This is a genomic window from Clostridium sp. LS (assembly GCF_002760435.1).
Classification (GTDB): Bacteria; Bacillota; Clostridia; order Clostridiales; family Clostridiaceae; genus Clostridium.
In genome coordinates, this window is record NZ_AUUU01000172.1 from 1 (window position 1) to 14,779 (window position 14,779).

A 14,779-nucleotide genomic window follows, 5' to 3' on the forward strand; every position below is an offset into this window, starting at 1 on the left:
TGGTAATATTATTAGTGTATCCCCTAAAATCAGTAAGTAAATATGAATATACTGAATTTAAATCAGAATCACAAACAGAACATTTCCTAACTGCTTCTAGCACTAGCGGTGTAGAAACCATATCAATACTTTTTATATTTATACCTGTCTTTTCTGAAATAACATCAGCAAAACTATTTAAAGATCCCATGTCTACAAGAAGCAATACACCTTTTCCTTCATCCACTTGCTTAACTTTTTCTATAACGTTATCTAAAACATCAGAGGGTGCTCTTTCAAGTGGCATATCAACAGCAAGAATGTTATCAGCTTCAAATAGTTTTTTAGCTACGCTAACCATGCTAGTTGCAATCCCTGATCCATGTGATGCTACTACAATACCGACTCTTTCTTGGCGAGATGATTCTTGTATTGAATTTAATAGCAATGCTAAATACTCAATCTCCACATTAGGTACACTAAGGTTAAAGCTCTTTTCAATAAGAGCATGAATTTCTTTAGCAACATCGTATTCTTTGCTTTCAATTGCTATCGATAAATCAATATTTGATTCATAAGAAACATTATTCTTCTTAATCCTATTAAATAATGCACTAAAATGAAGACTTGTTGCATAAATAAATCTTTCATTTAATTTTCTATTTAATCTGTTTTCAGCTAATACTTTTATTTTTTCTGCAAAATCCACTATATTTTTATCAACAATCTTTAGCAATCCTTCTCTACGACTTATATCATTTTTAAATCTATCATAAAATTGCTTTAAATGAATACTTATGTCGGTAGTAATAAACCTCTTTATTTCTTCATCATTCATACCTTCTTCCTGAAGCACAGACGTTTTATTCTCTATTATTCTATAAATATTAAATGGTGTTTCATAATCATCTGTTTCTAAAAACTTTCTATTGCCATCTGGTTGAATAGTAATATTATTAGGAATCATATTCCACATAGTCGTTTTATCTTTAGTTTGATTTCCAAAAGCTAATATTCCACTTTTTATATTTGGAGGTAATGTACCTAAATTTATTTCAATGTCCTTATTTGTGTTAATACAATTAAAAAACCCCTTTGCACAAACCAATTGTATATTAGATTTTAGCTGTCCCACATTTCCATAATTAGTGCTGCCTATGAGAGCTTTAATTGCTTCCGACGAAATCTTAATAGTTTTGTTCACTCTCTGAGCTTCTTTAGAAAGTAAATATTGTACAAGATCTAATTTTTCGTTAATAGGTCTTTCATCAAAAGGTGGAATAGTTATTGTTATAGGAATTCTTCTAATAAAAGTCTTCAGTAGCGTAGAATTTGGATCCTCAGTTGTAGCTCCAATCAATAGTACATTTGCTTTATGCTGTCTATCTGTTTCTCCTAACTTGTTGTAAGTTCCTGTATCCATAAAGTAAAATACCATTTCTTGGCCCTCTGGTGGCAATCTATGTATTTCGTCTAAAAATAATATACCTCCATTAGCTTTTTCAACTATACCTTCCTTATCCTTTTCAGCTCCTGTAAATGCACCTTTAACATGTCCAAATATATATGATAAAAGGAGTTGGGGATTATTAGAATAATCAGCACAATTAAATATTATAAATGGCGGGTCTTCAGGTAAATGTTTTATATTTTTATAATATTTGTACATCATATTAGCAAATAAACTTTTACCAACACCAGTACTACCTATTATTAGGGTATGCAAGCCGTTTGGTGGATATAATAAAGCTGCCTTTGCTTGTTCTATTTGATTTTTCAAACTCACATTAAATCCAATTAACGAATCGAAAGGTGATTTATCTTCTTTATCCTCAAGCAAATTAATAAAATCATTAATTTCTATGCCTTCTTCAGGCTCATCATTTAAAGATACATTTAATAATCTTATAAACTGTTCTCTATCAAAATATAGAACAGGTCTATTTTTAATTTTAATTATTCTCCTTTCTCTGTATAGAGTATTAAGCTCTCTAGAAGCATTGCTCCTTAATATTCCTAAATATTCTGCAACTTGCTGAGCACTAAATCCCTTAATTTTAAATAATTTTTCCTTAGAAAATTCTCTAGAATTTGATAATATATACTCATAAATCTTATCAATTAGCTTCATAGCATTATCACCTTCCTTTAATCCGTAGTTTTAATTTTTAGCGCCACCATTAGATATCCTAAACTATAAATAATACTTCCATTTAAATTTTTAAACGCATACTTATTTAATTTCTTATTCTCCAAAGCAATTACCGCGCCAAACAAGCGTGTAACTAAAGCATATTATAATAAATTTATTACTTCACTCAAAATAGGCATTGATGCTATTGCTCCATAATTTGTACATGTAATAGCACCTACTTTATTAGCAAATAAAATTATGTCTTTCCATCCTTCAAAACTTATATTTTGTTTATTCTCAATATCAGATACTTGTTTTAATACTGCTCCAACAAATGCATCTCCAGCACCAGTTGAATCTACTTGCTTAATTTCAATAGATGGAATTACTTCATGCTGTCCATCAACACTTAGATATGTTCCTTTAGATCCTAGTGTAATAGTTACAACCTTAACACCTAATTCATGCAATTTATTAACTCCTGCTGTTATATCTTTTTCTTTAGTTAATAGAAATAACTCTTCATCACTTAATTTAGTAAAATCACTTTCTTTTATGAAACCAATACTATCTTCAATAAACAATTCTAATTTATCTGATGTTATTAATGCATCACGATAATTGGGATCAAAAGATACATATATATTATTTGATTTTGCATATTCTAATAATTTAAAATAAGTTTTCTTTAATTCACCTTCTAAAAATCCTGTAGCAGAACCAAAATGAATGATATCTGAGTTAGTTATTTTTGATAAATCAATATTATCAAATGAATACTCTCCATCACTGCCTCTTAAAAAATCAAAATTACGTTCACCGTTTGCATCTATACCAACTAAAGCAATTGTTGTACTCCCTTTTTCTACAGCCATTTCAGTATTTATATTTAAATCTTTTAATAATTCAATCAGGTGTTTCCCAAAGAAATCATTCCCTACTTGTCCTAAAAAATAGGCATTTCCATTTAATTTTGAAATGCATGCTGCAACATTTGCTGGAGCTCCTCCAGCTTTTTTTTCAAATTTTTCTCCGTCTTTCAACCCTTTATCATCAACACAAACCATGTCAATTAAAAGTTCTCCTATACAAAAAATATTTTTACTCATCTTTATCCCTCCATATTTACTTCATACTTTATCTAACTACTGAACTTAATCTTTTAAATGTATTTTTTCTAATTCTTTTAATGCCTGATTAATCTGTGATCTTGCCCACTTGTCTCTATCTTCACCAGGATATTGTCTGTAAGTACACTCTATTACCTCAATAAGATATAAGTATATTTTATATAGTGTGAATCTTATGTATTCGTCTTTATTTAAATCTTCTCTTCCAACAAACGCATTCATAAGATTTTTATTGTCCCAAAAATATCCACATATTGGTTCAAGTAAAGGATCTCCAAATATGGCACGTTCACAATCTAAAACTCCAACGATTTTAATAGTTCTAGGGTCTATAATAATATTTCCTTCCCACAGATCTTTATGAATAAGTAATGGCTTTGTTACTTTATTTAACGCATCACTATGTTTCTTAATTATTTTATATAATTTATTGTTTTCAAAAGGAAATGAAATTCCTGCGTCTTCAGCGTCTTCTAACAGTTCTTTAATCATGTAAAAAAAAGCTTCAAACCATGTAGAAAATCTCTTGTTTTCTTGAGAAATGCTTCCAAAGTATTCTCCTTCTATTTCATTTATCTTTCTAACAATTTTGACCAAATCCGAAGAAATACTTTCAAATTGCTTTTCTGTAAGCTTATTACGTATCTCATTAAGAGATATTCCATCAACAAATTCCATAAATAAAAACTCGCATTCAATAATTTCGTTACTCTTGTCATAATACAAGACTTTAGGAACCGGAATATCTTCAATAGAATGCATTTTATTTAAAACAAATACCTCAGTTTCCATAATGTTATTTTCATATCTCATTACCTTTAACTCTTTTATAGGTGATATCTTAAGTACTACTTTTTGCTCACCATTAAAAACTATAATATATGCTGCATTGAAAAAACCACCTTTTAATTCTATTATGTCTTTCACTACTACGTCTTCTCCAAATGCCCGCTTTGTCATTTTTATAATCTGCTCATTTATAACCTTTGTCTTAGTTATGCTCACCATACTATTGCCCTCCTTAATTTAGAGTTTGCTTGAATAGTATTTATTATCTATTTCTTGTATTTTTCCAGAAATTTATCTACTTCGTCTAATGTAGGCATTATATCTATTGTACCTCTCCTCATTACAACCAACGCTCCAACTGCATTAGCAAATGTTATAATTTCTCGTAGCTCATTATCACCTAATTGGTCATCACTATATTTAGATAATAGTTTATATAGTACAGCTCCAATAAAACAATCTCCAGCTCCAGCTACATCTATAGCATTTACTTTGAACCCTTTATGAATAGCCATACTATTTTTGGTATAGATGTATGCACCTTCATTTCCTTTTGTATAGACTAATATATCAACTCGTTTTCTTAGAGATTCAATAGCTTTACTTTTATCACGAATCTTCGTAACAAATTCTAATTCTTTGTTACTTATCTTTAAAATATTTGCTTTGTCTATATATTTATTAATTATCTTCCTGTATTCATTATGATTGTCCCATAATGGTAATCTAACATTTACATCAAAGGATACTGTTATGTTTTTTTCCTTTGCAATTCTTATAGCTTTATCATGTGCGCTTCTAACAGGTGCGTCCACTAAATCCATTGAACAAAAATGCAATATATCCCCTGCCTTAAACCATGTTTCATCTATCTCGCTAGCATCCAACAGCATATCTGCACTTGGCTTACGGTAAAATGAAAATTCACGCTTTCCACCTGGGTGTAGTAGTGAAGCAAATGATAATCCAGTGTTTGCTGCTTCAGATCTAAAAATAGATTTTATATCTATTCCAATGTGAGATATTTTCTCTTCAAGAAACTCACCAAAAGGATCATTTCCAATCTTAGTAATTATTTGAGATTTTCCACCTAATTTTTTAACACAGCAAGCAACATTTACAGGGGCTCCACTCGGTAATCTAAAAAATCCTGATACGTTTTTTAAATTTACACCTATTTCCATAGGAATGAAATCTACTTGTGCTTCTCTATAGTTATTAATTTTTTCATAAATATCATTCCTTTCTATACCATAAATAGATTTAAATCTAAGAATTATATGAAGTTTCTAGTATAGAAGATGTTCTCTCTGTTTTATAGTTATATATACTAACTGATATTAAAATAGATTAGACGATAACATGAAAATGCATTAAATATTGAACTTTTGAGACAATTGACTTAAATTTTCTGCAGTTCCTGCTTGGCATTGCGATGATTTGGCAACCTCATCAACAGCTAAAGTGATTTCATTCATGCTAACTAATATTTCTTCTGAACTGGCAGCAGATTCTGCTGCTGTTTCCGATAAACTTTCTAATGCAAGATTTATTTGATTTATCACATCTCCCATTTGCTCTGATGAATTTAAAATATCACTTGCCATATCATTGACGAACTCGGCATCTTTTTCATATTGTATTCCGGTATTTTTAAGTAGTTCATAACTTGGCTTAACGCTATTTTCAAGATAGCCTAGAACCTCTTGCCCACTTTTAGATAGATTATTAAACGCGCCTTGTACTTTTTTAACCATTCCCTGAATACTTAATACCGCTTCAGAAGATTGTTCTGATAAACTTCTTACTTCGTCCGCAACCACAGCAAATCCTTTCCCCGCCTCGCCAACTCTTGCAGCTTCTATCGCTGCATTTAATGCAAGTAAATTAGTCTTCTCTGCTATAGTTCCAATAGAATCAGCCATAATCTTAACTTCTTGAACTATTTCACTCTCTTCTATGGCTCTTAAAATATTTATGCGACTTTCTTCATAAATCTTATTTCCTTCTTCTATGTTTTTATTTGCCATTTCTTTTATTTCAACAGCTCTTCCTTTTATTTCTGTTGCTGATTTGAAGCTTTTATTTGCTTTAGTATTCAACTCACTTGTAACAATAACTATTTTCTTCGCTGATTCACTCACTTCTTCAGTCGCAGCACTTAAGTCTTGCATACCTCTCGTTATTTGCTCAGTAGAATTGCTAACATTTTTCATTGTAGCAAAGACTTCTTCTACTGTAGCTGATAGTTCTCCACTAGTGACACTAACTTCACCGGAACTGCTAACAATTTCAGATATAAGTAGTTTAATTTTTCCTTTTGCTTTATTTAATGATTTAGCAACTTCTCCTATTTCATCATTAAATTTAATATCCACAGTCTGCGTTAAATCTCCAGCTCCTAAAGCTTTAGAAAAAATAACAATTTTCCTCAATTGTCTTGAAATTACTAGTGACATTAAAATCCCAAAAACTATAGCAATAATAAATTCTAGTATAGTGACAAATAAAACTGTTATTCTGGAATCATTATATCTTGTTGTATTATTTTCAGATTCCAATGCTGCGTCATCTGTATTCATATTAATTATTAGATCAAGTGAATTAAAAAGAGTCTGCCTTGTTTTAGAACCTATATTAATTTCCCCTAATGCAGATTTGTAGTCTCCTTTTTCAACAAAATTACATATTAATTCCGCAACTTCAGAATATTCTTTTGAATATTTTTCTATTAATTCAAATGTATCTTTTTGACTTTCTTTTAATAATGTTTCTTTATAAATGTCTAAAAGTTCTGTGTTTTTCTTAAATAAATCCTGTACTTCATTAGACTTATTCTTAATTTCTCCAATTCCTATTTTGTCCTCATAGCACACTATAACTAAATCTTCACTTATTAACGAATAATTTTGCTTTAACTCACTCAATATTTCTATAGATTTAAAATTATTTTCATACATTGACTTTGCATTAGTGTTTAATTTATCCATATTGTATATTCCTATATACCCAACAATTCCAGTAAATATTGCAATACAAATAAATAACAAAATTAATTTTGATGCAATTTTTAAATTATTAAGTAATTTAAACATAAAACTCACCCTCATTCCATGATGTTTAATAATTACATCACCTAATTAAGTATTACTAGAATTAGAACCGCCTCTTTTTTGTAAAATAATATTTTTTATTACAAACTCTTCAAGTATTTAAAAGTGGCTAAATTATTAAATCTAATTTAGTCACTTTGTAATACATCTAAATATAGTCCTTAGTTTAAAATAATACTATGTTTTTCAATATTTATTACAGCTTCTCCCTTGACATAAAATGAAATATCTGTTGCATCTAAAGTAGTGTAAAAAGTAGATGTCATTACTTGTTCACCATCATTCACAAAAATCTCTGCTGAATATTTATCTATTATTAATCTTAATTTTATCTTTCCGTTTTGATTTCTAACATTCATTTCTCTCTTATGCAGTGCATCACAAAGTCTTGCTGAATAACTTCTATCAAATGATACTATATTTCTTATTGGTTCAAAAGTTATTAATGTTTCATATTCTTTGTTTTTAGCAATCTTAATTCCAAACTCTTTATAGTCACCTTCAGTAATTTCAACAGTCATATCTATTTCTCTACCTGAAATTCCTTCTAAATTCGTATCACCATTAATTAACACATTTTTGTATTCTACATCATTCCCGTAATAATTTTTAATTTCTCTAATTGGATTTTGAATTAAATGACCATCCTTTATTGTAAGTTCTCTAGGAATACTCATCATTCCACACCATTTAAGGTCCCTTGGAACAATATTATTTTCCCAAGATTGCATCCATCCTATCATAATTCTTCTTCCATCTTCAGTTTCAAGGGTTTGTGGTGCATAGAAATCTAAGCCAAAATCTATAGTTCCATAATCTTCCCTATTAAATTTATGATTTTCCTTATTATATTTACCAATTAAATACACTGTATTGTGTCCATTATGAAATTTTAGTTCTTGTGCCTTTACTTCCATTGGTGAAATTATCATAATATCAGTTCCATCAACATTAAAGAAATCTGGACATTCCCACATGCGGCCTATTTTATTTACACATCTATCAAGAATAGTAACAAATGTCCATCCTCTTAAATCCTTTGATTTATATAAAAGAATTTGTCCACTTCCATCAGCATTTCTGCTACCAACTACAACATAGAAGTCATCTCCTTCTTTCCATATCTTAGGATCTCTAAAATCTTCTAAGTTGCTACCTTCTGGCAATGAATAACTTGTAATAACAGGATTGCAATCTAATTTTTCATAATCCACCCCATCTCCAATTGCAATACATTGAGTTTGTCTAATTAGGTGTGAGCCATCTTCTTCTATTTCATCTAACACTCCAGTATACATAAGTATATGCTTACCATCTGACTCTACAGCACTTCCTGAAAAACATCCTCCCATATCATATTCTTGATCTGGTGCAAGCGCCACCGGCAGTTGTTCCCACTTAATAAAATCTTTTGTTTTACTATGCCCCCAATGCATTGGTCCCCATTTAGTATCATATGGATGATATTGATAGAAAAGATGGTATTCCCCTGCAAATTTTGAAAATCCATTTGGATCATTAATCCAACCTATTGGTGAAGATAAATGAAATGACGGTTTCTGTCCTTCCGGAATATTCTTTATAGCTTCTTTTTCAAAAACTCTTACTTTATCTAAAATTTCACTATTATTTCTCACTATATTATTCATAATCATTTCCTTTCAATTATCATAGATATTACATAAGCGACCCTAAAGTCGCTTATGTAAGTTATTTATTTTGCATTAAATGAATCTAAATATTTTTGTTTAATATCTAATATTTTTTGTAATCCAAGTTTGTCCATTTCTTGTAAATAAGAATCCCATTCAGCATCAATACCACCGTTTAAAATCCATTCAGCTTTTTTACGTTCTGTATATGCTTTTACTGCTGTTTCATATTGTGTAAGTGTATCAATATCTTCTTGTGACATAAATACAACTGGGTAGATATTTTCTGCTTTCATATCTTTTTTATAAGTTTTACTAATTATATCTAATCTTTCTTGTGCATCATCTGGAGATGTTGTATATTTTCCATAATAACTATTAAGAACTGCTAATGGTCCTCCAACAAATTGGTTTGCACGAACTTCCCATGGAGATGCTTTGCCTAAAGGTAAATGTTTTAAAGTTTTATCTGCTGTTAATTCAAATACATTGGCATTTTTCTCATCACCATATGTTCCCCAGTTATCTTGTACTGATTGAACAGGATCGTATAACTTATCAATCCATTTTGCTGTTAATTCTAAGTTCTTATCTCCTGATGTTATAACACATCTTCCCACATCAACACCCATTGCATTTTGTCTAGTAGCATTAACAATTCCAGTAGGACCTGCAAGTGCTGGAAGTGGAATAAAATCATTTTTATTTACGGATACATTCGAACTATCCCATGTGAAGATCATACCATAGCGACCACTTTTACCTTTTGATACAAAAGTGTCCCATTTTTGAGTAAATGCTTCTGGATCTATAAGACCTTCTTCTTGAAGACTGTGAAGCCACTTGATACCTTCTTTATAGCCATCTTGAGTAGTTGAATATACAACTTTATTGTCATTAGTCACCATATAATGATCTCCATTATCTCCCATTCCAAAAGCCCCAAGTATAAATCCTGGATCTTCATTTACACCATTTATAACAAATGACATTGGAATTACATCTGTTTTTCCTTCAGGGTGTTTATCCCTAAATGCTTTTAAAACTGTAACTAATTCATCAGTTGTTTTTGGTACTTGAAGACCTAATTCATCAAGCCATTTTTTATTGATCCATGGAATATCTCCAATTGCTTGAATAGCTTCTTTTCCGCTTCCTAATTCTTCTATCCATGGGAATGAGTAAATGTGGCCATCTGGTGCAGTAATCATTTTCTTATACTCTGGTTTTTCTGCTAGAACTTTTTTAAAATTCGGCATATATTTGTCTATTAAATCTTCAACAGGAACTATAACACCTTGTTTTGAATAACGAAGTAAATCATTATTGTTCATACCAGCATTAAATACTACATCTGGAAGTGTTTCTTTTTTTGATAATGCTAAATTCTTCTTATCTGGAAATTGTTCATCTGGATAACATGTCCAATCAATGTGAACATTCGTTTCTTTCTCTAATCTTTGAAAAATAACTCTTTCATTTGGATTTTGAGTAGAGATTGAAGGTGCACTTGTAAGCATTTTTAAAGTTGCTGTTTCTTTTAATGGAAACGAAACATCCTTCAATGTATTTTTATCCTCAGTCTTACTTGTTCCACTTCCACATCCTGTGAATGATAGTACTGTTAGCAAAGCTAATGAAATGCTAACTAATTTTTTAATTTTACTTGTTCTCATATTATTTTCCCCTTCCTTAATATATATATTATTTAACCTTTTACTGATCCAGCCATTATTCCCTTATCAAAATATTTTTGGAAGAATGGATACATGATAAGTAAAGGTAAACTGGAAACAACAATAGTAGAGTATTTTAATAATTGTGCAATTTTAGCCATTGCTGCAGAACTTTGAATATCTGCAATCATACCTGCCTTTGGTGTATTTTGAATTAAAATTGATCTAATTACTAATTGTAAAGGTTGTAATTTAGCATCATCCAAATAAATCATGGCATCAAAGTAACTATTCCATTGTGCTACAAATTGATATAAAAGTAACACTGCAATAATTGGTTTACAAATTGGAAGCATGATTTTAAAGAAATGTGTAATATCACTTGCACCATCTATAGCAGATGCTTCTCTTAACTCTTTTGGTAAACTCTGGAAGTAAGTTCTTGCGAGTATAATATTCCAAACATTAATTGCACCTGGAAGTAAAATAGCCCATGGCGTATTAATCATCTTTAAATTATCTACTAAGAGGTATGTTGGCATTAATCCTCCTCCAAAAAACATAGTAATAATATATAATGTAGTAATAAGTTTTTTCCCTACAAAATCTGGTCTAGATAATGGGTATGCAGCTAAGATTGTAGCACCAACTGAAATTAATGCAAATCCAGTAGAATAGAATATAGAATTTAAGAAGCCTCTTAAAATCATATCGTCTTTAAATACCCTTGTATATCCTTCTGTTGACCATTTACTAAAATCAAATGTTATACCTTGATTACTTAATGTAGTTGGATCCATAAAAGAAGCAACAACTACATATATAAGCGGTATAATAATAGCCAATACGAAAAGTGTCATTCCTAAGTAACCACTTATTGTAATAAATTTATCAGAAAATGATAATTGCTTGAATTTCTTCATTTTCGTATTCATCTTATATTCCTTCCCCTTCGTTTAATTTTTTAACAATTGAATTCACAACTATTAATAGAATTATATTAATAACTGAATTAAACAAACCTACAGCTGTCGAAAAACTATAATCTCCACTTAAAAGACCGATTTTATAAACATAAGTTGGTAAAATTTCTGAAGTTGGTAAATTTAAATCCGTTTGCAACGCTAATGCTTTTTCAAAGCCTACGCTCATAATATTTCCTGCTGACAAAATAAATTGAATAACCATAATTGGCTTAATAGCAGGTAAATCAACATTCAAAATCTGTTGAAAAATGTTTGCTCCATCTATAACAGCTGCTTCTGTTAATTCTTGACTTGCATTTGAAAGTGCTGCTGTATAAATAATTGAAGCCCAACCCGCTCCCTGCCAAATTCCACTAGCTATATATATAGTACGAAATGCACTAGGCATAGTCATGAAGTTTGTTGCAGTTCCAAGCACATGATTAACTGGCCCAATTGGTGATAAGAAAATAATAATCATACCAGAAATTACAATTACAGAAATAAAATTTGGAGCATACATAATTAATTGAATCTTTTTCTTTATACCCTCACTCTTTACTCTTGCTAAAAGTAAAGCAAGAATAATTGGAGCAGGGAACCCCCACAATAATCCATATAAACTTACCTTTAAAGTATTCATTAGAAGATTCATAAAATCTGGTGACGCTAAAAATCTTTCAAAATGTTTTAATCCTACCCACTGACTATGGAATACCCCTGAAATTGCACTGTAATCTTCAAATGCAATTAATACTCCTCCCATTGGAACATACTTAAAAATAATTAATAGTATTAGCGGGGGTAACGTGAAGAAAAGATATAATTGATAGTTTTTTTTGATATACTTCAAGTTACTATATATTTTGGAACGTTTTTTGCTAATTGTAGGCAACCCACCGTTTGCCCCATTCATACTAGGTAATACACTTTTTACCTCATTCAAATTTATCTTCTCCTTTCATTTGATTGTAAAAACAAAACTATCATTTACATATAAAACAATAACTTATTTTACATTTGTAAACACATTTTGCCATCTATATTTTTTCTGTAAACCTTATCTCTAACTTACAAATAAATATTACCAAACTTTTATTACATTTGTCAATATAAATATTACATTTTATTGTTTTTTTATTTTTACATTTGCACACAAATTATATACTTTCCATTCTTATTTATTAGTATTTTTACATATATCACGATTCAGTTTTACATTTGACACTTTATTTGTTATACTAATATCAATGACATTACATAAAATATTAATATAGAGTTTATATAGTGAAGAAAGGAGCTTTTAATAATGCCGAATAAGAAAATAACAGTTCAGGATATAGCGGATGAATTAGGAATTTCAAGAAATACCGTTTCCAAAGCTTTAAATAATACTGGTACACTAGCAGAAGCTACAAAATCTAAGATTATTCAAAAAGCAATTGAAATGGGTTACAAACAATTTGCATATGTAAATAATGCATCATCTATTTCCTCCAATGTATCTGTAAATAAAGAGATTGCACTATTGACACATAGTATGCCAAATAATTCTCATTTTGGATCTCATCTTTTATCAGGTTTTGAAGAGAAAATTAGCACCCTTGGTTATAGATTGTCTATGTATGTTGTTCGTGATAATGAATTAAATTCTTCAAGTTTGCCGCTCAACCTTAATCCAGAATTAGTTGATGGCATAATATGCATAGAAATGTTTGATAAAAACTACTGTGAGCTGATATGTGAATTAGGTATTCCGACACTATTTATTGATTCACCCTGCACTCATGATAGCAAACCTGTAAATGCTGATATTCTTTTAATGGAAAACTATCATAGCATTTATAATATTGTTAAAACTTTAATTAATAATAATAAAACAACTATTGGTTTTGTGGGAGATATATATCATTGCGAAAGTTTTTATGAACGTTGGAAGGGATATTGCTCTGCTTTATTGGATTTAAAAATCCCCTTTGATATCACTAATTCTATTCTTGAAAACGATAAGGAACCTTATGTTGATCCAGAATGGCTTGGAAACAAGATAATGGAAATCCCCGTTCTTCCTCAAGTTCTTATATGCGCAAATGATTTTATTGCAATTAATGTCATAAGAGCTTTAAAACATAAAAATTTGTCTGTACCTAATGATATTTTAATATGTGGTTTTGATGATTCAATGGAATCAAAAATAATTGAACCGCGTCTCACTACTGTTAGAATTCCAAGTTATGAAATGGGGGATATTGCTGCAAATTTGTTACTTTCCAGAATAGATAATCCATCTATTCCATTTAGAACAATGCACGTGCGTACTTCTGTTAAGTTTAGAGAGTCTACGGGAAATATATTAAACGAAATAAACTATTAACGCCTCTGTTATTAAACAGAGGTTTTTTTGTAATATTTCTATATTTCACTTGTACTTTTATATTGGGATGCTTTTTACAAAACTGACTAATTACAAAATAAAAGCTTAGATACTGTTCCCATTTACTATACAAAATAAGTTTCCATTCATTCTCCAATACTTTTACTTCTATTTGCTTATGTATTTCTTCAAATATCTTTTTCTCACTATCGTTAACTATATCATATCCTATTCCTAACTTACCCAATTTTTTAAATTTTTCTTCATCAAATTCATTTATGTTATATCCTTCTCTTTTTAATTCATCCTTAAGTTTATTTAGATTATTAATTTTTAATCACTCTTTTTTTCTATTTTTTAAGGTCATGTTTTTTTGTGTCATATTCACCTCTTGTCTTTGGATCCCATGTTATATATCACCGTTTTCCTTACAATCTATTTTTACATCTATTACATTCAAGTACTCAAATAAGTTAAACACTTTTATGTAAATAAAAAAAGCTATCTTCAAATATATTGATTATTTGAAGATAGCTCTTTGATTAATATATATTATGAATTAATAAATTATGGACTGTTATTCTTGTACTGGTTTCTTTAATATACCTAGTATTATAGCACCAACTACAGATCCAGCAATTATAGCTGCAAGATATGCAAATGGATTAGTTACAATTGCGATAACGAATATTCCACCATGAGGTGCTCTTAATGCACATCCAAATGCCATTGAAAGTGCTCCAGCAACTGCTGAACCAATTATACAAGATGGTAATACTCTTATTGGATCTGCTGCTGCAAAAGGTATTGCACCTTCTGATATGAATGAAAGTCCCATTACGTAGTTTACAAGTCCCGCTTGTCTGTCCTTTTCAGTAAATTTATTTCTGAAGAATGTTGTACATAATGCAATTACAAGTGGTGGAACCATACCACCAGCCATAACAGCTGCCATTATATCAAAGTT

12 protein-coding genes are annotated in these 14,779 nt (G+C 29.9%); 1 reads left to right on the plus strand and 11 read right to left on the minus strand.

The window, feature by feature from the left end:
• The 9 genes from COL3_RS25310 to COL3_RS25350 form a co-directional block, all read right to left on the minus strand.
• Nucleotides 1-2,110, minus strand: a 2,110-nt coding sequence (locus tag COL3_RS25310) for a sigma-54-dependent transcriptional regulator (RefSeq protein ID WP_099716758.1), incomplete at its 3' end; no start/stop codon positions are given.
• A gap of 164 nt (nucleotides 2,111-2,274) precedes the next feature.
• On the minus strand, nucleotides 2,275-3,222 hold the full coding sequence (locus tag COL3_RS25315; RefSeq protein WP_008419741.1) for a carbohydrate kinase: 948 nt from the start codon (nucleotides 3,220-3,222) through the stop codon (nucleotides 2,275-2,277).
• 45 nt (nucleotides 3,223-3,267) lie between these two features.
• Nucleotides 3,268-4,251 carry an aminoglycoside phosphotransferase family protein gene (locus COL3_RS25320; RefSeq protein ID WP_008419743.1) on the minus strand — a complete coding sequence of 328 codons (984 nt, stop codon included), beginning with the start codon at nucleotides 4,249-4,251 and terminating at the stop codon, nucleotides 3,268-3,270.
• Between the two features lie 47 nt (nucleotides 4,252-4,298).
• Entirely contained in the window at nucleotides 4,299-5,291 is a 993-nt protein-coding gene (locus COL3_RS25325) for a carbohydrate kinase (RefSeq protein WP_347474393.1), read from the minus strand.
• 114 nt (nucleotides 5,292-5,405) lie between these two features.
• A complete protein-coding gene (locus tag COL3_RS25330) occupies nucleotides 5,406-7,127 on the minus strand; it encodes a methyl-accepting chemotaxis protein (RefSeq protein ID WP_008419748.1) in 1,722 nt (573 codons plus the stop codon).
• A gap of 179 nt (nucleotides 7,128-7,306) precedes the next feature.
• Complete coding sequence (locus COL3_RS25335; protein ID WP_008419750.1) at nucleotides 7,307-8,794, minus strand: glycoside hydrolase family 32 protein; 1,488 nt, start codon at nucleotides 8,792-8,794, stop codon at nucleotides 7,307-7,309.
• A gap of 65 nt (nucleotides 8,795-8,859) precedes the next feature.
• Entirely contained in the window at nucleotides 8,860-10,473 is a 1,614-nt protein-coding gene (locus COL3_RS25340; protein WP_008419752.1) for an extracellular solute-binding protein, read from the minus strand.
• Between the two features lie 32 nt (nucleotides 10,474-10,505).
• Nucleotides 10,506-11,408: a carbohydrate ABC transporter permease gene (locus COL3_RS25345; RefSeq protein ID WP_008419753.1), complete on the minus strand. Its 903-nt coding sequence runs from the start codon at nucleotides 11,406-11,408 to the stop codon at nucleotides 10,506-10,508.
• A gap of 1 nt (nucleotide 11,409) precedes the next feature.
• The gene (locus tag COL3_RS25350) at nucleotides 11,410-12,354 is read right to left on the minus strand and encodes an ABC transporter permease subunit (RefSeq protein ID WP_035282542.1); all 945 of its coding nucleotides are present in this window, start codon (nucleotides 12,352-12,354) and stop codon (nucleotides 11,410-11,412) included.
• 393 nt (nucleotides 12,355-12,747) lie between these two features.
• On the opposite strand from COL3_RS25350, the gene COL3_RS25355 reads away from it, so the two are divergent.
• Nucleotides 12,748-13,812, plus strand: coding sequence for a LacI family DNA-binding transcriptional regulator (locus COL3_RS25355; protein WP_008419755.1), 1,065 nt, complete (start codon nucleotides 12,748-12,750; stop codon nucleotides 13,810-13,812).
• On the opposite strand, the gene COL3_RS25360 is transcribed toward COL3_RS25355, so the two are convergent.
• Together COL3_RS25360 and COL3_RS25365 are read right to left on the minus strand one after the other, a co-directional pair.
• Nucleotides 13,778-14,143, minus strand: coding sequence for a deaminase domain-containing protein (locus COL3_RS25360; RefSeq protein WP_242982195.1), 366 nt, complete (start codon nucleotides 14,141-14,143; stop codon nucleotides 13,778-13,780). The two genes, COL3_RS25355 and COL3_RS25360, sit on opposite strands and share 35 nt — an antisense overlap.
• A gap of 246 nt (nucleotides 14,144-14,389) precedes the next feature.
• A partial coding sequence (locus COL3_RS25365; RefSeq protein ID WP_242982193.1) for a fructose-specific PTS transporter subunit EIIC occupies nucleotides 14,390-14,779 on the minus strand: 390 nt, incomplete at its 5' end.